The organism is Nocardia asteroides (assembly GCA_019930625.1).
In the GTDB taxonomy this organism is placed as follows: Bacteria; Actinomycetota; Actinomycetes; order Mycobacteriales; family Mycobacteriaceae; genus Nocardia; species Nocardia sputi.
Genome location: CP082844.1, coordinates 4279349 through 4302762, shown reverse-complemented (window position 1 = coordinate 4302762; position 23414 = coordinate 4279349). Strand labels below are relative to the sequence as shown.

The window sequence follows — 23414 nt, the reverse complement described above, 5'->3', positions numbered from 1 at the left end:
GTCGGAAGCTCGTCGGCATGAGTACGACAGCTTCCACACCGCCCCTGGTCGAGGACACAACGGTCGACCACACCGACGACATCGCCGCGATCCGGCAGATCGTGGCCAACGCCGAGGCGGGCTTCAACGCCAACGACGCCGCGCTGCTGTCCGCCGATTTCACCGCCAACGCCGCCGTCGTCAACGCGATGGGCACGCTGATCACCGGATTCGAGGCGCTGCTCGACGCGAACCGCCGAGGTCTGGCGGGATTCCTGAAAGACCAGTACGCGCGCTACGAGATCGCCGACATCACGTTTCTACGACCGGACGTCGCGATCGCGCACAAGCGGGCATGGGCGACGACGGCCGACGGAGAACTGCTCGACAACGACCACGCCATGATCGCGCTCTACGTGCTCGTCAAGCAGGGCGATCGCTGGTACACCGCCGCCCGGCAGAACACTTTGGTGCCCGCAGCCGAATAATCCGCCGACCGGCGCGTGTCACCCGGGCCGGTTAGCCTGGCATCATGAGCAATCCAGGGGCGGGGGTCTTGGCCGTGATGCCGCTGCACACGATCAGCGAAGTCTACGGCGTGGCCGGGCTGCAGGAACGATTACTGCTGGAAATCGCCGAGCTGCCCGACACGCCGCGCTTGACCGCGGCGCTGGATCTCGCGGCCGACCTGCATCGTGACGATCGTTACGGCCGCGAGCCGTACCTCAGTCATCTACTGCGCGTGACGATTCGGATCATCAGCCACTACGAGGTCAAGGACCCGGACGTGGTCGCGGCGGGCCTGCTGCACGACTCGGTCGAGGACCACGCCGCCGAGCTGGCCGCCGACCGCCCCGGCCCGACCGTCGACGCCGCTCTCGGCGCGCTCACCGACCGGTTCGGTGAACGAGTGGCCGATCTCGTCGCAGCGGTGACCAATCCCGAACCGGATCCGGCGCGCGACCGGCAGGCACAGTACCGCGAGCACGTCGCGACCAACCTGGACCGGCACCCATGGGCCCGGGTGATCAAGCTCTCCGACTTCACCGACAACGGCGTAGGCATCCTTTACGCCACCGGTCCCGCAATGGGCAAACTCGCCGCCAAATACCGTCCGCTCACCGCCGTGTACCGCGACCTGGTCACCCGGCCGGACACGCCGCTGGCCGACCACGTCCGGCAGCACATTCTCGATCAGCTCGACCGCGCGGACGAGCGGTTCGAGGCGATCCTGTCGCGCGACTGATCGCCGGGCGGGTCGGCGACGTGACTGTGCCTGCGGCCCAGAAGTATCGGCGCCAACCCGCACCCTTCCAGGAAGCGGTGAGTGGTCACGGCGCGCGCAGCACCGACTCGACCAGCTCGCGCACCGCCGCCAGCAACCGGTCGGTCCGACCCGCCCGCACCATGCTCGACACCAACTCGGCGCTCAGCGCCCCCAGCAGCAGCCGCCCGACCACTTCGGCATCCAGGCCAGGGCGGGCTTCGCGCAGCAACGTGGTGATGTGGTTGTCCCAGAACGCGTGGAACTCGGCGGTCCGCGGATGCGGCGGCTCGGTGCGATAAACGGCCATCAGCTCGGAGTTGTCGATCACCAGCCGGGCCATCGCGTCGAAGTAGGCGATCAGGCGCGCATCGGCGGGCGCGCCGGGGCCGAGCGGCGGCGGGCCGCTGGTGATCGCGTCCATGAGCGTCAGCGCGCTCTGCGCCACCATCTCGTGCAAGAGCCCGGCGCGGCTGCCGAAGCGATGGAAGATCGTGCCCTTACCCACTCCGGCGGCGGCCGCGACGCGATCCATCGTGATCGCCTCGGCGCCGTGCTCGGCGAGCAGCGCGAAGGTGGCATCCAGGATCGCCTGCCGGTTACGTGCCGCGTCCGCCCGTTCCCTGGGCCGTTCCTCGCCCATCGCACCCGCTTTCTAGACAAGTTGACCGACGGTCCATATCATCGAGGGGCTAATTGGACCGACAGTCAACTTATGGAGTTAGTGATGCGGGCAATCGTAATGACGGCACAGGGCAGCCCGGACGTGCTGGTGGCCCAGGAGGTCCCGACGCCGCGGGCGGCGGCGGACGAGGTGGTGATCCGCGCCGAGGCGATTCCGGTGCTGTTCCCGGAGACCAAACTGCGTTCCGGCGAGTTCCCGATCGGTGCGCCGCTGCCGCTGGTCTTCGGTTTCCAGGCCGCGGGAGTCGTCACCGAGGTCGGCACGCATGTCGATCCGGCGCTGACCGGGCGACGTGTCGTCGTGTCCACCAATGGTTCCGGCGCCTACGCCGAATTCATCGCCGCTGCGGCTGATTCCGTGACGCTCATCCCGGACGGCCTGTCCTCGGTGGACGCGGCGGCGGTACTGATGAACGGTTCGGTGGCGATCCCATTGCTGGAGACCGCCGCGCTGACCGGGGCCGAGACCGTCCTGATCGAGGCGGCCGCCACCGGCGTCGGCAGCGCCCTGACCCAGCTCGCCAAAGAATTCGGGGCGGGTCGCGTCATCGGCACGGCCGGTGGTCCCGACAAGGCCGCCCATGCCCGCGAGCTGGGAGCCGACGAGGTGATCGACCACAACGACCCGGCGTGGACCACGCGGTTGCGCGAGGCACTCGGCGGCGCAACGGTGGACGTGGTGTTCGACTCGATAGGTGGTGACAGCTCGTCGGGCCTGCTCGATCTCATGACGCCGTTGCGCGGTCGGCTGCTCGGTTACGGGTGGTTGTCCGGAGAACCCGCGCGGATAACGGCGACCGACCTGATCATGCGTGGACTCACCTTCACCGGCTGCGCGGGACCGGCCTGGTCGAACCGAGTCGCCCAGGCGGGTAGCACCGTTCTGGCCCGAGCAGCGGCGGGTGGGCTCGACGCGCTGGTCGAGGCGGTGCTGCCGCTGGACCAGGCGAGCCACGCGCACCGGCTGCTGGAGGATCGGGCGCCGCTGGGCAAAATAGTGCTGAGCCCATGTCCGATCATGTCGTGAGCAGCACGAGGCCGACGGGACCGTGGCTAGGGTGGGTGGCGTGCGGACTTCCCCGGAAACCCATGTCGGCTCCGCAAACGCGCTCACCGCACGGTGGTGCGCGGCGGTGGGCGAGCGAGACTTCGTGGTGTCGGGGGCCGGCGTCTGGCCACTGCTGGCCTTGCTCGCCTCCGCGGCGGACGGTCCGGCGCGGGATGAATTGGCGTCAGCGATCGGAGTGCCCGCAGCGGAGGGGCTAGACGGAGCGCTCCGGTTGCTGCGCGATCTCGAGCACGCGGAAGCGACGTCGGCGGCGCTCGGCGTGTGGGTGCGTCGCGATCTTCCGCTGCGCGAGGCGTGGTCGCGGGCGCTCCCCGACGGCGTTCTCGCACGGTTGGCAGGGCAGGCCGAGCTCGACAGCTGGGCGGCCCGGCACACCGCCGGCCTCATCGAGCGGTTCCCGCTCACTGTCGATCCCGACACGTTGCTGGTGCTCGCCACCGCGCTGGTCGCGAAGACCAGATGGCACGTGCCTTTCGAGGTCGGGACGCTGGCACCGAACGAAGGTCCGTGGCAGGGACATCGCGGGCCCGGGTTGACTCGCACGAGCACCGACCTGACGAAGGCCGCGATTCTGGACGCACCGGAACCGATCACGCGCGTCGTCGTCGAGGGCGTCGCCGACCTCGACGTCCACCTTCTGCTCGGCACCGGAACACCCGGCGCCGTGCTCGGCACGGGACTTGCGGCGTTGTCCGGCAACGCGCCGATCCGCACCGGCCTGCCGGTCGGGACCGTGGGGCCGGGACTGACCGTACGCACCGAGCCGGTGCTGTCCGGCAGCGGTCAGCTACGGGTCCGGCTTCCTCCCTTCGAGATCCGATCCACCCACGACCTGCTCGGCGGATCCGACTTGTTCGGCTTGGCCGCCGCGACCGACTGCGGCCGCGGCCATTTTCCGGCGATCTCGCCTTTCCCCCTCTGCGTCGGCCAAGGAGCACAAGAGGTGCTCGCCCGGTTCAGCCACGAAGGTTTCGAGGCCGCCGCCGTCACGGCCTTCGCGTTGCGTGCGGCGGCAGCGGCACTGCGGCGCAACCACGCGCCCGTCGTCTCGGTGACCTTCGACCGCCCCTTCGGATTCATCGCCGTACACCGCCCGACAGGTCTCGCGATCGTCGCAGGATGGATCGCCACTCCTCCCACCTCCACACCATTCGCCCCAGCCTGACCGCTCCGAGTGGAACCCGGGAAAGCCGACGGCGTCACCTACCGCCGGGCGAAGTATGGAGCGTGCTCCGGCAAGACGCCGCGGGCGAGCAAGAACGGCGGGACGCTGCGCAGGACCGGGATCCGGCGCAGGGCGCGGATCGGCAGCGGTGCTCGGGGAGCACGTGCGATGTCGATTCGTCCGTCGAGAGCGGGAGCTATGGCCCTGGCGTGCAGCAGCCGCTGTATGCCCTGCGTCACGACGGTCGGAAATCTGCGCCGCCGCTGGACCTTCGCCAGGTCCCTGGTACCGAGCGTGCCCGAAAGCAGCCGCGGGGCCAGAATTCGGGCCGCGGCGACGGCGTCCTGGACGGCCAGGTTGATGCCGACGCCACCGGCCGGGGACATGGCGTGGGCGGCGTCGCCGAGACAGAGCAGACCGTTGGTGTACCACTTGGTCAGCCGGTCGAGTTCGACCTCGAGCAGCTTGACCTCGTCCCAGCTGGTCAGGGCGTCGACCCGGTCGTGCAGCCAGGGCGCGGCCTCGGCCAGGCCGCGCATGATGTCCTCGACCGGCCCGCGGCGGGCGGATTCGTCGGCACCCTTGGCGATCAGGGTCGCGCACTGCCAGTAGTCGCCGCGGTCGAGCAGGACCGCGACCCGCCGGGCGGTGACGATGGGCAGCGCGCCCGCCGGGTCGATCCCGGTGCGTGGCAGGCGAAACCACCAGACGTCCATCGGCGTGGGCCATTCGCGGGTCGGCAGTCCCGCGGCGCGGCGCAGCAGCGAGCCGCGTCCGTCGCAGGCGACGGTGAGGTCGGCTTCCATCGAACCGGTCGTACCGTCGGCGCTGCGGTAGACCACGCCGCCGACCCTGCCGTCGACCCAGATCAAGTCGGTGGCTTCGGTGTTCATCCGCAGCCGGAAGGTCGACTCGGCTTGCGCGGCACGCGCTAGCAGGTCCAGCAGGTCCCACTGCGGGACCATGGCGACGTACTTGTGCTTGCCGGGCAGGTTCTTCAGCGTCGCCAGGGTCTGCAAGCCCCCGGCTATCGGCAGTTGTACCTGATCCACCTTGCGCGCGTTCAGTTTCGCGAATTCCGCGCCGAGGCCCAGTTCGTCGAGCAGGTCGAGGGTGGTGGGATGCACGGTGTCGCCGCGGAAGTCGCGAAGGAAGTCCTTGTGTTTCTCCAGCACCGTGACCTCGACACCGGCTCGCGCGAGCAGCAGCCCGAGCACCATTCCGGCCGGCCCGCCACCAACCACCAGGCATGTCGTGCGTTCCATCGACTGTGTCTCCCTCGGTCGCCGCATCGCCGCAAGGTGTCGCCTGTTTGCGCGAATCCTAGTGTGGCGGGCGAAGCACCGGACCGGATCGGCGATGGCCGACCGATTCCACGGCGGACCTCAGCCGATATCCCTGTGCAGCACGAAGAAGTACGGTTCGGTCATGCCGCGCAGGTCCATCACGCCGAGCAAGGTGTGCTCGTCGGCGCGCCGGAAGTGATCGATGATCGGCAGGTGGTCGTAGACCATCGCGGCACTGGTCACGCCGCGGTATTCGATCTCGCGCAGACGCGCCGTGGGCTTGTTCGTGCGCAGCGCGGGGCGCACGACCGGCAGCATCTTGCGCACGGCACGCACTCCGGGCAGCGGCACCTTCCCCGCCAGCGAAAGAGGGACCCGGCGCGGGTCGATCGGAAATACCGTGCCGCCCGAGGTGAACAGCAGCGGATGCACACTGTCCGGGCCGTCGAACTGCTTGCCGTACCAGCCCGAAGCCACCAGGACGCCATCCATCGGGTGCCCGGTGGGCAGTTCCTCGCCCCGCCAGCGGCCCGTCGTGATCTCCTCGACCCGCGCTGCGGGGAGGCGGTCGAACAGAGCCCACGCCTCCTGCGCGGTGTGGACATCCGTCATGGTCAGCTCGTTCGCGGCCATCTCTCCTACTTCCTCACCGAGGCAACGTTGCGATAGACACCCTATCTGTCTCTCAGAGGAACGCGTCCAGCGGCGGCCTGCGGGGCTTCGTCCCAGTGTTCAGTAGGTCGCCATGAGATAGATGCCGACGATGATCATCACGCAGGCGGCGACGCGCTTGGGGTTCACCGCGCGCCGCGGGAATCCCATCAGCCCGACGTGGTCGATGGCAAGGGCGCCGAACATCTGTCCGGCGATGATCAGCGCATTGAAGGTGCCCGCTCCGACATCGGACGCCACGGAGATCATCGCCAGGATCGCCGCACCGCCCAGCAGACCGCCGAACGGCGCCCACCGGGGCATAGTCCGGATGTCGGCCCGCGTCGGCCAAGGCCGGTTGGAGGAGACGGCCAGCGCCACCGCGAGGAAGATCGCGAAGCCGGTGAACGCCACGGCGTAGGAGATCACGCCACACAGCCAGACGTTCTTCAACGCCAGCTTCAAGGAGTTCTGACAGCCCGCTTCCACGGAGCGCAGTGCGCCGCCGACCAGGATGAACACGAAGATGAGTGCCGTCGTGACACGCGGCAGGGTGGTACGGGTTTCGGCGGTGCGAACCGTCATCGGGAACCCTCCGGAGGGGTGCGAGAAGTGGATGGCTGACCGGCAGCTGAGGTGGATCTCGTCGTCAGGTCACGCTGGCCGTGCGCTCGCCTTCTGCGGGTTCGTCGGTCATCAGGTAGATCGCGAGTGTGATCAACCCGCAGGCCAGCAAACGGGGAAGGCTGGCGGATCGCTCCTCGAATCCCATGAGTCCGAAGTGATCCATGATCACGGCGACCACCATTTCGCCGATGATCACGAGCGCGCTGAACGTCGCCACGCCGACGTACCGGGCTACGGCGATCATGCCCATCACCGCCGCGCCGCCCAGCAGGCCGCCGAACGGCGCCCACCACGGCATGTTCCGCACGTCATCGAGGCTCGGCCACGGCGTCTTCGACGATACGGCGAGGAAGATCAAAAATCCGGTCAGCGCAACGGCATACGAGATCACCGCGCACAGCCACATATTCCGCATGTGGTTCATCAGCGTGTTCTGACAGCCGGCTTCTGCCGACCGTAAGGCGCCTCCGACCAGTATGAACAGGAATACCAGTCCGACGACGATGGTCATGAGCAAACACATCCTTGGCTTGGCGGCGGACGAACACCGAGATCGCCTCGGACACAATGGTTTCGCTCCGGCGATAGGGCCGGTACGGTGTCCGAGCCGACGTCCGACCGCTGTGACCCGGATAACGTACCATCGCCTAACGGCACGTTCAACGGGTTGTCGGCGCCCTTCCATCGCACGGTAAGGCCCGCACCGACAGGGAAGGGATATGGAGGAAAGGCTGCCATGATGGCACTCGTGCCCGATCTGGTCGATTCTTCCCCTCGGAACCCGTCCACGGCCGCCGCGGCCACACCGACGTCCGGGCGGAGAGTGCGGCTGAGCGTCCTGGACCGGGTTCGTCTCTCCTTACTGGCGGCCGGTCTGCTGTGTGTACTCACCGGCCTGCTCCCCCGCGACGAAGCCGAGGCGAATATGCGACGCGTCGCCCCGTTGCTGCTGTTTCTCGCCAGCGTGATCGTGCTGGCCGAACTCACCAGACGAGCCAGGGTTTTCGACGTCATCGCCCATCGCCTCGCGATCCTCGGTCGAGGCCACTACGCGGCACTGTTCGGCCTCTGCGTACTGTTCGCCTCCGCCACGACGATTCTGTTGAACCTCGACACCACCGCGGTACTGATCGCCCCGGTCCTGCTGGCACTCGCGGCGCCTGCCCGGATTCCGCCGCTCCCTCTGGCCATGACCACCCTCTGGCTGGCCAACACCGCGAGCCTGCTGCTGCCGGTCTCCAATCTCACCAACCTGCTCGCCGCCGATCGGGTGGCGCTGACCTCGACCGAGTTCGCAGCGAAGATGTGGGCGCCCCAACTGGTTTCGATCGTCGCGACCATGGTGTGCCTGTGGGTGTGGTACTGGCGGCGCGGACAGCGGGAAACCGAGCGCTATGTGCCCCCCGAGCCGATCCGCCCCCCGAACTTCCGAGAGCGCTCGCTGTTGTTCGTCACCGCGGGGGCCTGTCTGCTGTTCATCGTCGCCATCCCCATGGTCGGCGACCGGATCGGTATCGCGGCGACACTCGCGGCGCTCATCGCGGTGGCGGCGTTCGCCGTCTTCGACCGCAGCGCCTTGCGGCTGTCGCTCATCCCCTGGCGGCTGCTCGTGTTCGTGGTCGGCTTGTTCCTGGTGGTGCCCACGCTGAGCCGATTCGGCTTGGCCGATGCGATGCACGCTGTGATCGGCACCGACCCGGGTGCCTCCGGCGCGTTCCGGGCCGCCGCCGCGGGCGCGACCCTGTCCAATATCGCCAACAACTTGCCGGCCTACACCGCGGGCGAGGCGGTGATTCCCGCGCAGAACGGCGATCAGCTTCTCGCGTTGTTGATCGGCACCGATGTGGGCTCGATCGTCACGCCCTGGGCTTCGCTTGCCACGTTGCTGTGCTTGGAGTTCTGCCGCACGCACGACGTGCGGGTACCCATGCGGCGTTTTGTCCTGACCGGCCTCGTCCTCGCGGTGGTCGCCACCGCAGGGGCGGTGGCGGCGCTGTTGATCTGGGGTTAGCCGTCGAGACCGCCGATGATTCGCGTCAGTGAACAGCCACTTCCGAATCTCTGGGACCGACTCCCGCTTGACCTCGAGTGCGGTCGAGGTCAGAGGATCCGAACGAGGCAGGATCGAAAAGCTCGTCTCGATCCGATCTCAGAACGCGGAGTCACTCCGGCTCTGTTGGGCTCCCGCTGGTCATCCGTACACCCACCAGCGGGAGTTTCGAGCCTTCTGCCGGAATCGGGGGAGAGTCCGAGAATTCGAGGCACAGAGACGAACTCAGTCCACTGCGGTGATTTCCCACTCGTAGACGGTGAGTTCGGAGGCCCCGGTGGTGTGCACGGGATCGGTGAAAACGATTTCCCGGGCGGCGTAGAGGTTTTCGGCGTAGATCACGTACGCGCCGCCGGTGCCGTCGGTGAAACGGCCGCTCTCCTGCAATTGTCCCCGGTCGTGCAGTGTCTTCAGGAACTGCCGATGCGGCTCGATCACGGCGGCGTCGAAACGCGGAGTACGCATCGCCATCACGAGATACTTGTTCACAGTTCGGGCTCCGGACGGGGCGCCCTCGTCGCCGCCGCGGCGGCTCGCACCTGCGGCGCCACCAGGACGACCTGGCCCAGCACGCCGTTGAGGAAGGACGGGGAGTCGTCGGTGGACAGCTCCTTGGCCAGCTCGACCGCCTCGTCCACGGCGACGACCGGAGGGACGTCGCTCGCGTGGAACAGCTCCCAGACCGCGATGCGCAGAATCGCGCGATCCACGGCCGGGAGGCGCGAGAGTGTCCAATCCTGCAGATACGACTCGATGGTGCCGTCGACCCGGTCGAGGTCGTCGGCGACGCCCTCGACCAAGGTGCGGGTGTAGGCGTGCACCGGCGCGACCGACTGGTCGCGGGCGGCCAGCTCGGCGCGCTCGTCGACCAGGTCGGCTGCGTCGACGTCCCTGGCCTCCGCCTCGAACAGCAGGTCGACCGCCCGGCGGCGGGCCTTGTGCCGCGCGCCGAGCTTCTTGTACGTGGACTTCTTGTCCACGGGCTGTTCAGCCACGGTCACATCATCCCGGAATCGGCCGGCCGCGGTATCAGGCGTTGACCCGGCCGAGGTAGCTGCCGTCGCGCGAGTCGATACGCAGCTTGTCGCCGGTGTTGATGAACAGGGGGACCTGCACCTCGGCGCCCGTCTCCAAGGTGGCGGGCTTGGTGCCGCCGGTGGAGCGGTCACCCTGCAGCCCGATGTCGGTGTGCTGGACCACGAGCTCGATCGAGACCGGGAGCTCGACGTACAGCGGCGCGCCCTCGTGCATCGAGACCTGCACGGTCATGTTCTCCAGCAGGAAGCGGGCGCCGTCACCGATGGTGGCCTCGGAGATGGAGATCTGGTCGAAGGTCTCGCCGTCCATGAAGACGTAGTCGGAGCCGTCGTGGTAGAGGTAGGTCATGTCGCGGCGGTCGACGGTCGCGGTCTCCACCTTCACACCGGCGTTGAAGGTCTTGTCGACCACCTTGCCGGACACGACGTTCTTCAGCTTGGTCCGCACGAACGCGGGGCCCTTGCCCGGCTTGACGTGCTGGAATTCGATGATCTGCTGGAGCTGACCGTCGATCTTCAGCACAAGGCCGTTCTTGAAGTCGCTGGTGTCCGCCACTGTCTTCGGATCTCCTCGTTCTACCGCTTGGTCTCGGGTAGACCGGCGTCAGTCGACGACGGTCAGGTCTTTGCTGGTGTGGGTGAGCAACTCCGGGCCCCCTTCGCGCACCACGAGCGTGTCCTCGATCCGGACCCCGCCGCGGCCGGGAAAGTACACACCTGGTTCGACGGTCACCGCCACGCCAGTCAGAAGTGTACCGGTTCCGGTTTTCGCGATTCCGGGTGCTTCGTGGATCTGCAGACCGACCCCGTGGCCGAGACCGTGCACGAACAACTTGCCGTGCCCGGCGGCCTCGATCACCGCCCGCGACGCGGCGTCCACGTCCGCCACCGGAACCCCTGGCCGCAGCGCCTCGCGCCCGGCGCGCTGGGCCTCGGCGACCAGGGCGTACACCTCGCGCTGCCAGTCGGTCGGCGTGCCCAGCACGAAGGTGCGGGTCATGTCGGAGTGGTAGCCGCCGACCACCGCGCCGAAGTCCAGCTTGACGAAATCACCGGCGGCCAGCACGGCTTCGGTCGGACGATGGTGCGGGACAGCCGAATTCGCTCCGGTCGCCACGATGGTCTCGAACGACACCGCTTCCGCGCCGTGCTCGAACATGGCCCACTCCAGATCCCTGGCCACCTGGCGCTCGGTGCGGCCGGGACGCAGTCCGCCACGCTCGAGCAGCGCGGCCAGACCGGCATCACCCGCCGCGCAGGCCGCGCGCAACTGTTCCACTTCGTAGGCGTCCTTGACCATGCGCAACTGCTCGACCAGGCCGGGAGAAGCGACGAACTCCAGGCCGGTGCGCTGTTCGAGGAAGCCGCGGTGCTGGTCGACGGTGACGACGTGACTTTCGAAACCCACCCGGCCGACCTGCCACTCCCCTGCCAACTGCACGATCCGCCGCGCGGTAGCCCGCGCGATCTCCGCGCGCAGGTCGGGGACCTGCTCGGCGACCTGGGTTCGATACCGGCCGTCGGTGCCGATCACGCTGCGCTCCTCGGCGGTGCGCGTGTCCCAGGAGTGCACCAGCAGCGCCGCGTTCGAGCCGGTGAACCCGGTCAGATATCTGATGTTCACCAGATCGGTGACCAGCAGGGCGTCCACCCTGTTCTCCACCAGCAGGCTGCGTAGCGCAGCCCGCCGCGCCGCGTAGTCCGGCACATGACCCTGGTGATCAGCACACATGTGTCAAAACTACCGCCGACGCACCTCCGGCCGACAGGCAACACGTGCCCAGCGCGCCGCGCGTCGTCGTCGAAGCGCATGGAAACGCGCTAATACTCTGGCGCTCAGGATGTTTCGTCTTCCGGACGACTGCTGAACAGTCACCTGTTCACATTCGATCGCGTTGTGCACATTCCGGGCAGCGACAGCTTTCCCGCGCCGCGGACGGGCGAGAGTGGAGCCATGACTCCTCTCGCGGGCGGCGTGCTCACCGTGTGGTGCGCGGCCCTGACAGTGTTCGACCTACGTGAACGGCGGCTACCGAACGGACTGACCGGTTCGGGGATGGTGGCGATCCTCGGATATGCGCAGATCACAGGGCAATTCGCCGACGCGCTGCTGGGCGCACTGCTGCTGTCGGCGCCGTACCTGCTGGTGCACCTCGTCGCGCCCCCCGCGCTGGGCGCGGGGGACGTCAAGCTCGCGGTGACGCTGGGCGGGGCGGCCGCGCTCGGCGGCGCGCAGACGTGGGTGTGGGCGGCGATCGGAGCACCGGCGCTCACGGCATGCGGGGCCGTCGGCGTGCTGACGTGCCGGATGCTCTTCATCCGCGACGAGCCCGGCAACCATGCGGTCACCGTGCCGCACGGTCCCGCGATGTGCCTGGCGACATTGCTCGCCTTGCTGTCGTCGACCTTGGATTCGACCTGAGGCGGGCAGTTGCCGCACAGCGAACCCGCCGCGCGCCATCGACCGGACGGCGAACCCAGCAAATATGCCGCAATTCATCGGTAGCATCAATGGCGAGCCACGACTTTCCCGAGCAGCCGCCGGAACCGCGCTCGCGTGCGGCACCTCGGCGATCGCCACCGCGAGTGCGCCAGACCAGCGATGCAGCGAGAAGGAGCCGCCGAGTGAATCCGAGGCATCCGTCGCGGAAGCCGATCGTGGTGGGAACCGACGGTTCCGCCGAGTCGATGGTCGCGGTGCGCTGGGCCGCGCAGACCGCCGCGCTGCACGACGCGCCCCTGCACATCTCGTTGGTCGTCGAGTCGTCGCTCGGCTCAGACAACGACGATCCGCCGCGGCCCGCGGCGTTGCTGCGGGTGCGCGAAGCGGACGAGGCGATCGAGCGCGCCGCGGACGCCGCCGTAACGGCCGCACATGTGGTGCGCGACATCGCCATCGGCACCGACATCCGCACCGCGCACGTGGCCACCGCCCTGATCGAGCGCTCCCGGAGCGCGGCGATGCTCGTGGTCGGCACCCGCGGCATCGGGCGAGTCCAGCGTGTCCTTCTCGGATCGGTCAGCGCCACCGTCGCCCGGGATGCGGGCTGCCCGGTGGCGGTGGTACCCGCCGAAGCGCCACTGTGGGACCGGGCCGGCACCAGCCCGGTGATCGTCGGGGTGGACGCCTCCACCGACGAGCAGGCGGCGATCGAGGTGGCGGTGACCGAGGCGTCGCTGCGCGGGGTCGAATTGGTGGCCGTGCACACCTGGGGCGAAGTCGAGCCGCTCGCCGCCATCGGCACCGACTGGGCCGCGCTGCGCCGGACCGAGGAAGCGGCGCTGGCCGCGAGCCTGGCGGGTTGGCAGGAGCAGTACCCGGAGGTGACCATCCGGCGTGAGGTCGTCCGCGACCGTCCGGAGCGGCGGCTGCTCGAGCGCTCGCGGGACGGACAGCTGCTGGTGGTGGGCAGTCGTGGCCGAGGGACTTTGGGACGGCTGCTGTTCGGCTCTGTCGGTGACGCGTTGCTGCGGTCGGTGGATCGCACCATCGTCATAGCTCGCTGAGCGCGCCGGGTCGCGGTATCCGGCCCTGCCCTGGCGTGCGCGTCGTCACGGCGGGCCACGTTCCCGGGCACCGGCGTCGACATGGGAAGATGAACGACGTGCTGCGTTGGATAACTGCCGGAGAATCCCATGGTCCCGCTCTCGTCGCCCTCCTCGAGGGAATGGTGGCAGGCGTCGAGGTGACGTCGGACGAGATCTCCACGCAGCTGGCCCGCCGCAGGCTGGGATACGGTCGCGGCGCCCGGATGAAGTTCGAGGCCGACAAGGTCACCATCGTCGGCGGCGTGCGGCACGGGCGCACGATGGGCGGCCCGGTAGCCATCGAGGTGGCCAATTCCGAGTGGCCGAAGTGGACCACGGTCATGTCCGCCGACCCGGTCGATCCCGCCGAACTCGCCGACTTGGCCCGCAATGCCCCGCTGACGCGGCCCCGGCCCGGACACGCGGACTACTCCGGCATGCTCAAGTACAACTTCGACGACGCCCGCAACGTGCTCGAGCGCGCCAGCGCCAGAGAGACCGCCGCGCGCGTCGCGGCCGGCACCGTCGCGCGCAATTTCCTGCGCCAGGCGTTCGGCGCGGAGGTCGTCTCGCACGTCGTGTCGATCGGAACGGCCCAGAACACCTCGGGGATCGTGCCGACCGCCGCCGACCTCGCCGCGGTGGACGAGAGCCCGGTGCGGGCGTTCGACAAGGACGCCGAAGCCGCGATGATCGCGGAGATCGAGGCGGCCAAGAAGGACGGCGACACCCTCGGCGGAGTGGTCGAGGTGGTCGTGGAGGGGCTTCCGGTCGGCCTGGGCTCCTTCACCAGCGGCGAGAACCGGCTCGACTCCCGCCTCGCGGCCGCGCTCATGGGCATCCAGGCCATCAAGGGCGTCGAGGTCGGCGACGGCTTCGAGACCGCGCGCCGCCGCGGCAGCCAGGCACACGACGAGATGCGCCCCGGCCCCGACGGCGTGCTGCGCTCCACCAACCGCGCGGGCGGCCTCGAGGGCGGCATGACCAATGGCGAGGCGTTGCGCGTGCGCGCGGCCATGAAGCCGATCTCCACGGTGCCGCGCGCGCTGTCCACGGTCGACATGACCACCGGCGACGAAGCCGTCGCCATCCATCAGCGTTCGGACGTGTGCGCCGTGCCCGCGGCGGGCGTGGTCGCCGAATCCATGGTGGCGCTGGTCGTGGCGCAGGCCGCGCTGGAGAAGTTCGGCGGCGACTCGCTCACCGAGACGGCCGAGAACATCACCAGCTACATCAAGCGGATCAGCACCCGCCCCCACGTGCCCGCGGACAGTCGGTCGCAATGATCGTGCAGACCGATCCGCGCGCCCCGCGCGTGGTGCTGGTCGGACCGCCGGGGGCGGGGAAGTCCACGATCGGCCGCAAGCTCGCCAGGGAACTCGGTGTCGAGCTGTACGACACCGATGCCGGCATCGAGCGGGAGACCGGTCGCACGATCCCGGAGATCTTCGCCGAAGACGGCGAGCCCGAATTCCGCAGGATCGAGGAGCGGGTGGTGCGTCGCGCCGTCCTCGCCGAGCGCGGTGTGGTCTCGCTCGGTGGCGGCGCCGTGCTGTCGGCGAATACCAGAGCCTTGCTGCGCAACCGCACCGTGGTCTATCTGGAGATCAGTGTGGCCGAAGGGCTTCGGCGCACGGGGGCGAGCACTCAGCGCCCCTTGCTCAACGGCGCCGACCCCAGCGCGAAGTACCGGGAGCTGATGCGCACCCGCCGTCCGCTCTACCGGGAGGTGGCCACCGTGCGGGTCCGCACCGACGGCCGCAGCCCCGGCCGGGTGGTGCGCATGATCATGACCAAACTGGGCATGGAGCCGGTGGAGCCCGCCGAAGCGGATCTGCGGCCGCCACCCAGCGGGATCCCGCAGGGCAGCAGCCGGTCTCGCGCCCGCCGGCGCGCCCGGGCCAGAACCGCGGCCCGGCGCAAGGCCACCGATCAGGACGAGACCGCCGACACCGCGGCAGGCCCCGCACCGGAATCCGCCGTGACCGCCACCGTTCGATCCCGCCGCGCCCGCAGGGGCGGCGCGGGCGAACCCGACGCCGCGAACGGGGCGGGCAGCGCTGAGACGGCAGGCAGCCGATCCCGGCGCGCCCGCGCACGTCGTGCCCGCTCCCGGGCACGTCAGCAGTCGACAACAGCACCAACAGAATCGGAGCAAGCCACGTGACAGAGCCGAGTCGTCTCGAAGTCCGGACCGCCGACCCGTACCCGGTGATCATCGGCCGCGGGTTGCTCGGCGACCTCGTCGAGTCGGTCAGCGGCGCGACCAAAGGCGTGCGCACCGTGGCCGTCTTCCACCAGCCGCCGCTCACCGAGACCGCGGAGGCAGTGCGAAAGGCGCTGGCCGACACCGGTATCGACGCACACCGCATCGAGATCCCGGACGCCGAGGCGGGCAAGGATCTCGCGGTCGCCGGGTTCTGCTGGGAGGTGCTCGGTCGCATCGGCCTGACCCGCAACGACGTCGTGGTCAGCCTCGGCGGCGGCGCTGCGACCGATCTGGCCGGTTTCGTCGCCGCCACCTGGATGCGCGGTGTGCGCATCGTGCACGTGCCGACCACGCTGCTGGCGATGGTCGACGCCGCGGTCGGCGGCAAGACCGGAATCAACACCGAGGCGGGCAAGAACCTCGTCGGCTGCTTCCACGAGCCCGCCGCCGTGCTGGTCGACCTGGCCACGCTGGAAACGGTGCCGCGCAACGAGATCGTCGCGGGCATGGCCGAGATCATCAAAGCCGGATTCATCGCCGACCCGGTGATCCTCGACCTGGTGGAGCGGGCCCCGGAGGCCGCGCTCGACCCGACCGGCGAGGTGCTGCCGGAGCTGATCCGCCGCGCGATCCAGGTGAAAGCCGACGTTGTGGCCGCCGATCTGAAGGAGTCCAGCCTCCGCGAGATCCTCAACTACGGCCACACGCTCGGTCACGCCATCGAGCGCAGGGAACGCTACCGCTGGCGGCACGGCGCGGCCGTCTCCGTGGGACTGGTCTTCGCCGCCGAGCTCGGGCGTCTCGCGGGCCGTCTCGACGACGCCACCGCCGACCGTCACCGCGCGATCCTGTCCGCGGTCGGCTTGCCGACCAGCTACGATGCCGACGCGCTGCCCCAGTTGCTGGACGCCATGCAGACCGACAAGAAGACCCGCTCCGGCGTGCTGCGCTTCGTCGTGCTCGACGGACTGGCCAAGCCCGGTCGCCTGGAAGGACCCGATCCCACCCTGCTGGCCGCCGCCTATTCGGCGATCGCTCGGGAGGACAGCCCGAGCGGTGGTGCGGTCCTGCTGTAGACCCGCAGCACTTCGAGACACGAAAACGGCGCGCCCGGGTGGCCGGGCGCGCCGTTCGTTCGTCGAATCAGATCGCGATACCCGCGGCGGAGTACATCGACGGCGGGGTGGAGCGTTTCTTGCCGTTGCGCCGCTCGACCAGCATCCGGCCGATACCGACGCCGATCAGCGCGGGCACGAAGATCAGCAGGATGATGAACGAGGCGCCCGCCGTCACTTCGAACAGCAGGCCGTTGTCACCGAGATCGAACCGGGGAACGAAGTCCAGGATCCAGGTGACGAGGCCGCTGCCGATACCGGCCGCGACCGCGGCCTTCAGCCACATCATGGTGAGATCGGCGCCTCGTTCCGCGTCCCCGCTGGCCGCGCGGTCGTTGCGACCGTCGAGCACACCCCAGGACACGATGGCCGCGACCAGCACGATCAGGCACAGAATGCGCATCAGCGCCCCGTGCGTCGGCCAGTACACCATCGCGAACCCGAGTACGGCACGCAACGCCACCACCAGCGCGCCGAGCACCACGGCCCGCAACCACCAAGCATTCATGCGAAACACCATAGCCGTGTTTTTCGGCATCGCCTATGGCGCTGCGTGGCTCAGTTGGACGGAACCCAGAGGTCGTATCTACCACTGCCGTCATCGCGCCGAACGCACCGCGCCCGATCATTCCAGAGCGGCGCGTCCTTTCGGCAGCTTGCCAGCGAGACGTTCGACGCCGACGCCACACAGTGGAACCCCCAGCTGGGCTGCGCCGATGCGCAGCCAGAGGCTGCGGCCGCCGACTGTCCGCCGAACACGAACGCGGACGCGGCGATCGCCATCGCGGCGGCGATACCGATTCGAGTGAACATAACGCTACCCCTCCCCTTGAAATGTCCCCTTGAAATGCGTAATGCGTTCCCTACCCTTGGAATCCGTTGGAACGCATTGAACAACAGCATAATACGGCGACCACCGCAGTGGAATGAGCGTGGACGCACTGGTACTGCAAGTTGGCAGAGTCGCCGCCTCCAAGTCGTCCCGAAAGTCGAACGCGGGCAGCCCCGCACCGAGCTGATGTCGACCCCGGCCTGCACCCACGCAGCAGTGTCACCCCGGCACCGTACTCGGAAGCTGGGCCATCCTGTCCTGCGAGCGCCCAACGCCGACACGGACCGCCACCACGAACAGAACTGGTTTCAATTCCCGGGTCGATGCCCCTCGCCCATCGCCGCCGCCATCTCCGCGCGCGGCGCAGGTTGCCCGGTGAACAGCTCGACCTGCCCGTACGCCTGGTTCAACAGCATCTGCAATCCGCTGACGACGGTGTGGCCCGCGCGTTCGACGGCCTCCGCCAACGGAGTGGGCCACGGGTTGTAGATCGCGTCGAGCACCACCGGAGCCTCGGCCACCGCGGGGGCGACCACCGCGGCCGCGGTGGTGGGAACGGTGCTGACCACGGCGCCTGCCGCCGCACAGATCCCCTGGAGAGGTCCGGCCTCGAAGGCGGCCAGTGCGGCGATCATTCCGAGCCGCTCGGCCAGTTCCAGCGCGCCGCGCGCCCGGCCCGGATCCCGCGCGACCACGGTGACCGTCTTGGCCCCCAGTTCCGACAACGCGAGCAGCGCGGGCCGCGCGGTGCCGCCCGCCCCCAGAACCACGCCCTCGGTCAGCTCCTCGACCCCGGCGCCGCGCAGCGCGCCGAGCACGCCGTCCACGTCGGTGCAGTCGGCGCGCCAGCCGCCTTCGGTGCGGACCAGCGTATTGGCCGACCCGACGAGCACGGCGCGTTCGGTGCGCTCGTTCGCGTAGGCCAGTGCCGCTTCCTTGCCGGGCATGGTCACCGAGAGCCCGACCCATTCCGGGCCGAGCCCGTCGACCAACCCGGGCAGCTGCTCGGCTGAGCACTCGATGCGCTCGTAGGTCCAGTTCAGCCCGAGCGCGCGATACGCGGCCAGGTGCAGCTGTGGCGATCGCGAGTGCGCGATCGGTTTGCCGAGCACCGCCGCCTTGCGACTAGCGGCCACCACTGTCCTTGGAACTGTCCAGAATGCCGCTGCGCTGCGCCCGTGCGATCAGGCGCAGATGCTCCTGATAGTCGTCGGTGAACAGGGTGGTGCCCTGCTTGTCGACGGTGACGAAGTACAGCCACGGCCCCGGCTCCGGATTCTCCATGGCCCGCAGCGCGTTCAACGACGGGGCCGCGATCGGAGTCTTGGGCAGGCCACGCATCGCGTAGGTGTTCCAGGCGGTTTCCTGGGCGCGGTCGGCGTCGGTGGTCGCCACTTCGGTGCGATCGAGGGTGTAGTTCACCGTCGAGTCGAACTGCAGCATCTGATCGACCCGCAACCGGTTGACGATCACCCGCGCGACCTTGCCCATGTCCTCGGGTTTCGCCTCACGTTCCACCAGCGAGGCGGCCACCAGCGTCTCGTACGGCGTCAGTTTCGTGTCGGCGCCGGACTGCAGCAGGCCGGTGGACTCGTAGCTCTTCGCGCTCGCGCTCACCAGTTGCCGCAGGATCTGCTCCGGTGTGCCGCTGGGATCGAAATCCCAGGTGCCCGCGGCGATCAAGCCTTCCAGCTGCCGCGTGCGGTCCGGGCAGTCCTTGACACCCTGCATCGCCCAGGCGGGCACCCCCAGCGCGGCCAGGTCCAAGCCCGCGCCCGCGGCGTCGAGCTGTTCGTAGGTCACGCACTTCTGGTTGGGGCCGGTGCCGATGCAGCTGGCCTCGGCGATCTTGCGGTAGATGCCGTCATACCGCCCGCCGGTGCTCATGTCGTGCTGGTCGTGCAGCAGCCGTCCCTCGGAGACGACCAGGTTGCCGACCCTGGAATCCTTGCCGACCAGCGCGGCCACCGCCTCCACGGCGGGGCTCTGGCTGGGGATCGCGTAGAAGCCGGGCTGCACCGTGCTCATGTTCGCGTTGCGCACAGCCGCTTGGAAGAACGCGCCCGTGCTCGCGACGACGCCGCGCTCCATCATCGTCGAGGCGATCTGCTGCGAGGTGTCGCCCGGATGCACTTGCACCACCACCAGCGGTCCCCCTGGCCCCGCGAAGTCCTTCGGCGGAGCCATACCGCCGATCAGCTTCATCCCGGCGAAGATCACGGCGCCGGCGAACAGCAGGATGAAGGTGCCCGCGACGAACCATAGGTTCCGGCGGCGCTTCTTGCGCTCGGCCGCTTTACGGGAAGCGACCCGGGATCGCTTCCCGCGCTGCAAGCGGCCGGAACGCCCGGGCTCGGCGCGTTTCGACTCGCCGCGCTTCGAGCGGCGCGGCGACTCCGCGTTCGTGGCCCTCGGGCGTTGCCCGCCGCGCCGCGGTGGAGGTGGCGGCGCGGGTGGCTCCTCCTCCTCCTCGTCGTCGACGTAACGGGGGATGACGGTCGTATCGTCGTCGTAGTAGTCGTACTCGTCGCCCTCGTGTTCGTCCCAGGCCCGGTCGTCTCTCCGGTAACGCCGATCAGCTTCGCGCTGTCGGAACAGTTCCTCGGCCCGCGCCCACCGATCCGTCATGCATCGTCCCCGGGCGACGCGGGACGTCCCGCTTCCACCGACCTCAACACCGCACTCCGTTCGTCCAACCATCCTTGCAGGATCGACACGGCCGCCGCCTGATCGATCACCTGCCGCTGGCCACGCGCGCGAACTCCGCTGTCCCGCAATGCACGTGCAGCTGACACCGTAGTCAAACGTTCGTCGGAAAGCCGGACCGGCACCGGCCCGACGGCGGCCCGCAATCGCTCAGCGAATGCGCTGGCCAGCGTAGCGGCAGTCCCCTTCTCCCCGCGTAATGTTCGCGGGAATCCCACAATTACCTCGACTGCCTCGTACTCCCGCACAATTTCGGCAATTCTTTCGATATCGGGTGCGGAAGCCGTCCCTCTGGACTGTTTCGCGCGCGGCACGGTCTCCACCGGGGTGGCGAGAATCCCGTCGGGATCACACGCGGCGACCCCGATCCGGACACTGCCGACGTCGACGCCGATCCGCCTGCCCCGACCGGGATCGGTGGCGGGATGCGGCCGGTCGGCGCCGCGCTGCGCCGACCTCTCCGGTTCCGCGGCCTCGCCCATCACCCGGCGAGTTCGGCCACCCGCGCGCGGACCGCGGCCAGGCCCGCCGGGATGCCGGACGGATCCGAACCCGCGCCCTGGGCCATCTCCGGCTTGCCGCCGCCCCGTCCCGCGATGCTGGGACCGAAGCTGCCGACCAGATCGCCCGCCTTGACGCCGAGCTCCTGGGCGGGCTTGTTCACGGCGACCACGAACGGCACCTTGCCGTCGGCGTTGCCCAGCAGCACCACCACGGCGGGCTCGCTGCCGAACCGGCCGCGGATGTCGGTGGCCAGCGTGCGCAGATCGCCGGCGGGCACGCCCTCGGGCGCGGCCACGGCGACCAGCAGCAGGCGGCCGATTCGCTCGGCCTCCTCGACGAATCTGCCCGCCGAGGACAGCACGGCGGCCATCTTGGTGCGCTCGAGTTCCTTCTCGGCCACCTTGAGCCGCTCCACCAGCTGCTCGACACGGCCGGGCACCTCTTCGGAGGGCACCTTCAGCGCGGAGGCGACACCGGCCAGCAGCGCCCGCTCCTTGGCCAGGTACTTGTAGGAGTCCAAACCGACGAACGCCTCGACCCGGCGTACCCCGGAGCCGACCGACGCCTCACCGAGCACCGTGATCGGGCCGATCTGCGAGGAATGCTCCACGTGCGTGCCACCGCACAGCTCCATCGAGAACGGGCCGCCGATCTCCACGACGCGGACCTCGTTGCCGTAGTTCTCGCCGAACAGGGCCAGCGCGCCCATCTGCTTGGCCTTCGGCAGATCGGTGACGAAGGTGTTCACCGGGAAGTCGGCGCCGACCGCGTCGTTGGAGACGGCTTCGATGTCGGCCTTCTGCTGCTCGGACAGCTGGCCCTGCCAGTTGAAGTCGAAGCGCAGGTAGCCCGGCTTGTTCAGCGAACCGGCCTGCACGGCGTTCGGGCCGAGCACCTGCCGGAGGGCGGCGTGCACCATGTGCGTGCCGGAATGGCCCTGTGTGGCGCCGCGCCGCCACGCCGGGTCGGCCTGCGCGAGCACGACGTCGCCCTCGGTGATCTGGCCGTGCTCCACCGTGGTCTTGTGCACCCAGACCTTCTTGGCGATCTTCTGCACGTCGTTCACGCGCAGCTTCAGGCCCGATGAGGCGGTGATGGAGCCACGGTCGGCGATCTGGCCCCCGGACTCGGCGTAGAGCGGGCTGCGGTCCAGGATGACCTCGACGTCGTGCCCCGCGGTCGCGGTCGGCACCCGCACGCCGTCGGCGATCAGGGCGAGCACGGTGGCCTCGGAGGTGAGCTCGTCGAAGCCGGTGAACTCGGTGGCGCCGCGGTCGACCAGTTCCTTGTAGACGGTGAGGTCCGCGTGGGCGTGCTTGCGGGCCTGCGCGTCCTCCTTGGCACGCTTGCGCTGCTCGGCCATGAGCGAGCGGAAGCCCTCTTCGTCGACCGACAGCCCGGCCTCGGCGGCCATCTCCAGCGTCAGGTCGATCGGGAAGCCGTAGGTGTCGTGCAAGGTGAACGCGTCCGATCCGGCGATCGTGGCGCCGCCGGCGGCCTTGACCGCGGCGGCGGTGTTGTCGAACAGCGTGGAGCCGGTGTTCAGCGTCTTCAGGAACGCCGTCTCCTCGCCGACCGCGACGGTCTCGATGCGTCGGAAATCGGTGGCCAGCTCCGGGTAGGACGGGGCCATCAGGTCGCTGACGACCCTCATGAACTCGCTCATCACCGGCTTCTCCGCGCCCAGCAGGCGGGCCGAGCGCACGATGCGGCGCAACAGGCGGCGCAGCACGTAGCCGCGGCCATCGTTGCCCGGATTCACGCCGTCGGCGATCAGCATCGCGGCGGTGCGGGCGTGATCGGCGATCACGCGGAAGCGGACATCGTCCTCGTGCTGGACGCCGTAGGAGCGCCCGGTCAGCTCCTCGGCCTTGTCGATGATCGGACGGAGCAGGTCGGTCTCGTAGACATTGTCCACACCCTGCAGCAGCAGCGCGATCCGCTCGACGCCCATTCCGGTGTCGATGTTCCGCTTCGGCAGCGACCCGACCGGAGGATGCCCGAGCTTGGGGCTCAGCTCACCACGGACGTCCTGCATGAACACGAGATTCCAGATCTCGAGGTAGCGGTCCTCGTCGGCGACCGGGCCGCCGTCGCGGCCGTGCTCGGGTCCGCGGTCGTAGTAGATCTCCGAGCACGGACCACCCGGGCCGGGCACGCCCATGTCCCAGTAGTTGTCCTTGCCGTCGCGGAACTGGATGCGTTGTTCGGGGATGCCCGCCACCCGCTTCCAGATCTCCGCGGTCTCCGGGTCGTCCTCGTACACGGTGACCCAGATCCGCTCCGGGTCGAACCCGTAACCGCCTTCGTCCTGCGGTTTGGCGATCAGCTCCCAGGCGAGGGTGATCGCCCCCTCCTTGAAGTAGTCGCCGAAGGAGAAGTTCCCCGCCATCTGGAAGAACGTGTTGTGCCGCGTGGTGATGCCGACCTCTTCGATGTCGCCGGTCCGCACGCATTTCTGCACGCTGGTCGCGCGCGGGTAGGGCGGCGCCTCCTGACCCAGGAAATACGGCTTGAACTGGACCATGCCTGCGTTGACGAACAGGAGGTTCGGGTCGGCCAGGATCAGCGAGGCACTCGGCACCTCGGTATGGCCGGCACGGAGGAAATGGTCCAGGAAACGCCGTCTGATTTCGTGGGTCTGCACGAATACCCAGCCTACCGGTGCCGCGCACCCGAATTTCCATCGACCGGGGTCCCCGCGCGCC

Annotated in this window: 24 protein-coding genes; 10 read left to right on the top strand and 14 right to left on the bottom strand. The window is 69.0% G+C overall.

Annotated features, from left to right (window positions below):
• The first annotated feature begins 17 nt into the window (after positions 1-17).
• Positions 18-467, top strand: coding sequence for an SgcJ/EcaC family oxidoreductase (locus K8O92_19890; protein UAK30205.1), 450 nt, complete (start codon positions 18-20; stop codon positions 465-467).
• A gap of 44 nt (positions 468-511) precedes the next feature.
• Positions 512-1225: an HD domain-containing protein gene (locus K8O92_19885; protein ID UAK30204.1), complete on the top strand. Its 714-nt coding sequence runs from the start codon at positions 512-514 to the stop codon at positions 1223-1225.
• Positions 1226-1310: 85 nt separating this feature from the next.
• Here K8O92_19885 and K8O92_19880 read toward each other — a convergent pair whose 3' ends face one another.
• Positions 1311-1886, bottom strand: coding sequence for a TetR/AcrR family transcriptional regulator (locus K8O92_19880; GenBank protein UAK30203.1), 576 nt, complete (start codon positions 1884-1886; stop codon positions 1311-1313).
• A 99-nt stretch (positions 1887-1985) separates the two neighbouring features.
• Between K8O92_19880 and K8O92_19875 the strand changes: the two genes are divergently transcribed.
• Both K8O92_19875 and K8O92_19870 read left to right on the top strand, forming a co-directional pair.
• Positions 1986-2954, top strand: coding sequence for a zinc-binding dehydrogenase (locus K8O92_19875; protein ID UAK35825.1), 969 nt, complete (start codon positions 1986-1988; stop codon positions 2952-2954).
• A 40-nt stretch (positions 2955-2994) separates the two neighbouring features.
• Positions 2995-4161: a hypothetical protein gene (locus K8O92_19870; GenBank protein ID UAK30202.1), complete on the top strand. Its 1167-nt coding sequence runs from the start codon at positions 2995-2997 to the stop codon at positions 4159-4161.
• A gap of 38 nt (positions 4162-4199) precedes the next feature.
• On the opposite strand, the gene K8O92_19865 is transcribed toward K8O92_19870, so the two are convergent.
• The 4 genes from K8O92_19865 to K8O92_19850 form a co-directional block, all read right to left on the bottom strand.
• A complete protein-coding gene (locus tag K8O92_19865) occupies positions 4200-5426 on the bottom strand; it encodes an FAD-dependent oxidoreductase (GenBank protein UAK30201.1) in 1227 nt (408 codons plus the stop codon).
• Positions 5427-5546: 120 nt separating this feature from the next.
• Positions 5547-6080: a DUF4334 domain-containing protein gene (locus tag K8O92_19860; protein ID UAK30200.1), complete on the bottom strand. Its 534-nt coding sequence runs from the start codon at positions 6078-6080 to the stop codon at positions 5547-5549.
• Between the two features lie 99 nt (positions 6081-6179).
• The gene (locus K8O92_19855) at positions 6180-6683 is read right to left on the bottom strand and encodes a DMT family transporter (protein UAK30199.1); all 504 of its coding nucleotides are present in this window, start codon (positions 6681-6683) and stop codon (positions 6180-6182) included.
• A 64-nt stretch (positions 6684-6747) separates the two neighbouring features.
• Positions 6748-7236, bottom strand: a complete 489-nt coding sequence (locus K8O92_19850) for a DMT family transporter (GenBank protein ID UAK30198.1) — start codon at positions 7234-7236, stop codon at positions 6748-6750.
• Positions 7237-7464: 228 nt separating this feature from the next.
• Between K8O92_19850 and K8O92_19845 the strand changes: the two genes are divergently transcribed.
• Positions 7465-8736 (top strand): arsenic transporter, encoded by a 1272-nt coding sequence (locus K8O92_19845; GenBank protein ID UAK35824.1) that lies wholly within the window; start codon positions 7465-7467, stop codon positions 8734-8736.
• Between the two features lie 264 nt (positions 8737-9000).
• On the opposite strand, the gene K8O92_19840 is transcribed toward K8O92_19845, so the two are convergent.
• The 4 genes from K8O92_19840 to K8O92_19825 are packed head-to-tail and all read right to left on the bottom strand — an operon-like array spanning position 9001 to position 11544.
• A complete protein-coding gene (locus K8O92_19840; GenBank protein UAK30197.1) occupies positions 9001-9264 on the bottom strand; it encodes a YciI family protein in 264 nt (87 codons plus the stop codon).
• Positions 9261-9770, bottom strand: a complete 510-nt coding sequence (gene nusB / locus K8O92_19835; GenBank protein UAK30196.1) for a transcription antitermination factor NusB — start codon at positions 9768-9770, stop codon at positions 9261-9263. The genes K8O92_19840 and nusB overlap by 4 nt, the downstream gene beginning before the upstream one ends.
• 34 nt (positions 9771-9804) lie before the next feature.
• On the bottom strand, positions 9805-10368 hold the full coding sequence (gene efp / locus K8O92_19830; protein UAK30195.1) for an elongation factor P: 564 nt from the start codon (positions 10366-10368) through the stop codon (positions 9805-9807).
• A 48-nt stretch (positions 10369-10416) separates the two neighbouring features.
• Positions 10417-11544: a Xaa-Pro peptidase family protein gene (locus tag K8O92_19825; protein ID UAK30194.1), complete on the bottom strand. Its 1128-nt coding sequence runs from the start codon at positions 11542-11544 to the stop codon at positions 10417-10419.
• A gap of 222 nt (positions 11545-11766) precedes the next feature.
• Between K8O92_19825 and K8O92_19820 the strand changes: the two genes are divergently transcribed.
• The 5 genes from K8O92_19820 to aroB all read left to right on the top strand — a co-directional run bounded on the left by K8O92_19820 (position 11767) and on the right by aroB (position 16625).
• Complete coding sequence (locus K8O92_19820) at positions 11767-12234, top strand: A24 family peptidase (GenBank protein ID UAK30193.1); 468 nt, start codon at positions 11767-11769, stop codon at positions 12232-12234.
• Between the two features lie 203 nt (positions 12235-12437).
• Complete coding sequence (locus tag K8O92_19815; GenBank protein ID UAK30192.1) at positions 12438-13319, top strand: universal stress protein; 882 nt, start codon at positions 12438-12440, stop codon at positions 13317-13319.
• Positions 13320-13408: 89 nt separating this feature from the next.
• Positions 13409-14626: a chorismate synthase gene (gene aroC, locus K8O92_19810; protein ID UAK30191.1), complete on the top strand. Its 1218-nt coding sequence runs from the start codon at positions 13409-13411 to the stop codon at positions 14624-14626.
• Entirely contained in the window at positions 14623-15507 is an 885-nt protein-coding gene (locus K8O92_19805) for a shikimate kinase (GenBank protein UAK30190.1), read from the top strand. The genes aroC and K8O92_19805 overlap by 4 nt, the downstream gene beginning before the upstream one ends.
• Positions 15504-16625 carry a 3-dehydroquinate synthase gene (aroB, locus tag K8O92_19800; protein ID UAK30189.1) on the top strand — a complete coding sequence of 374 codons (1122 nt, stop codon included), beginning with the start codon at positions 15504-15506 and terminating at the stop codon, positions 16623-16625. The genes K8O92_19805 and aroB overlap by 4 nt, the downstream gene beginning before the upstream one ends.
• A 67-nt stretch (positions 16626-16692) precedes the next feature.
• Here the strand turns inward: aroB and K8O92_19795 are convergent, their stop codons facing one another.
• The 5 genes from K8O92_19795 to alaS form a co-directional block, all read right to left on the bottom strand.
• Positions 16693-17184 carry a B-4DMT family transporter gene (locus K8O92_19795; GenBank protein ID UAK30188.1) on the bottom strand — a complete coding sequence of 164 codons (492 nt, stop codon included), beginning with the start codon at positions 17182-17184 and terminating at the stop codon, positions 16693-16695.
• 620 nt (positions 17185-17804) lie between these two features.
• Positions 17805-18632, bottom strand: coding sequence for a shikimate dehydrogenase (locus K8O92_19790; GenBank protein UAK30187.1), 828 nt, complete (start codon positions 18630-18632; stop codon positions 17805-17807).
• Positions 18622-20124 carry an endolytic transglycosylase MltG gene (locus tag K8O92_19785; protein UAK30186.1) on the bottom strand — a complete coding sequence of 501 codons (1503 nt, stop codon included), beginning with the start codon at positions 20122-20124 and terminating at the stop codon, positions 18622-18624. Before K8O92_19785 ends, K8O92_19790 begins: the two co-directional genes overlap by 11 nt.
• Positions 20121-20684, bottom strand: coding sequence for a Holliday junction resolvase RuvX (gene ruvX, locus K8O92_19780; GenBank protein ID UAK30185.1), 564 nt, complete (start codon positions 20682-20684; stop codon positions 20121-20123). Before ruvX ends, K8O92_19785 begins: the two co-directional genes overlap by 4 nt.
• Positions 20684-23353: an alanine--tRNA ligase gene (gene alaS / locus K8O92_19775; protein ID UAK30184.1), complete on the bottom strand. Its 2670-nt coding sequence runs from the start codon at positions 23351-23353 to the stop codon at positions 20684-20686. The genes ruvX and alaS overlap by 1 nt, the downstream gene beginning before the upstream one ends.
• Between the last annotated feature and the right edge of the window lie 61 nt (positions 23354-23414).

Excerpts from the sequence above, each read along its gene's own strand:
- K8O92_19885 (UAK30204.1), top strand. The coding sequence starts at position 512 with ATGAGCAATCCAGGGGCGGGGGTCTTGGCCGTGATGCCGCTGCACACG.
- K8O92_19890 (UAK30205.1), top strand. The coding sequence starts at position 18 with ATGAGTACGACAGCTTCCACACCGCCCCTGGTCGAGGACACAACGGTC.
- K8O92_19880 (UAK30203.1), bottom strand. The coding sequence starts at position 1,886 with ATGGGCGAGGAACGGCCCAGGGAACGGGCGGACGCGGCACGTAACCGG.
- K8O92_19785 (UAK30186.1), bottom strand. The coding sequence starts at position 20,124 with ATGACGGATCGGTGGGCGCGGGCCGAGGAACTGTTCCGACAGCGCGAA.
- K8O92_19820 (UAK30193.1), top strand. The coding sequence starts at position 11,767 with ATGACTCCTCTCGCGGGCGGCGTGCTCACCGTGTGGTGCGCGGCCCTG.
- K8O92_19860 (UAK30200.1), bottom strand. The coding sequence starts at position 6,080 with ATGGCCGCGAACGAGCTGACCATGACGGATGTCCACACCGCGCAGGAG.
- ruvX (UAK30185.1), bottom strand. The coding sequence starts at position 20,684 with ATGGGCGAGGCCGCGGAACCGGAGAGGTCGGCGCAGCGCGGCGCCGAC.
- K8O92_19805 (UAK30190.1), top strand. The coding sequence starts at position 14,623 with ATGATCGTGCAGACCGATCCGCGCGCCCCGCGCGTGGTGCTGGTCGGA.
- K8O92_19845 (UAK35824.1), top strand. The coding sequence starts at position 7,465 with ATGGCACTCGTGCCCGATCTGGTCGATTCTTCCCCTCGGAACCCGTCC.
- K8O92_19825 (UAK30194.1), bottom strand. The coding sequence starts at position 11,544 with ATGTGTGCTGATCACCAGGGTCATGTGCCGGACTACGCGGCGCGGCGG.
- K8O92_19875 (UAK35825.1), top strand. The coding sequence starts at position 1,986 with ATGACGGCACAGGGCAGCCCGGACGTGCTGGTGGCCCAGGAGGTCCCG.
- K8O92_19855 (UAK30199.1), bottom strand. The coding sequence starts at position 6,683 with ATGACGGTTCGCACCGCCGAAACCCGTACCACCCTGCCGCGTGTCACG.
- K8O92_19795 (UAK30188.1), bottom strand. The coding sequence starts at position 17,184 with ATGGTGTTTCGCATGAATGCTTGGTGGTTGCGGGCCGTGGTGCTCGGC.
- K8O92_19850 (UAK30198.1), bottom strand. The coding sequence starts at position 7,236 with ATGACCATCGTCGTCGGACTGGTATTCCTGTTCATACTGGTCGGAGGC.
- aroC (UAK30191.1), top strand. The coding sequence starts at position 13,409 with ATGAACGACGTGCTGCGTTGGATAACTGCCGGAGAATCCCATGGTCCC.
- K8O92_19865 (UAK30201.1), bottom strand. The coding sequence starts at position 5,426 with ATGGAACGCACGACATGCCTGGTGGTTGGTGGCGGGCCGGCCGGAATG.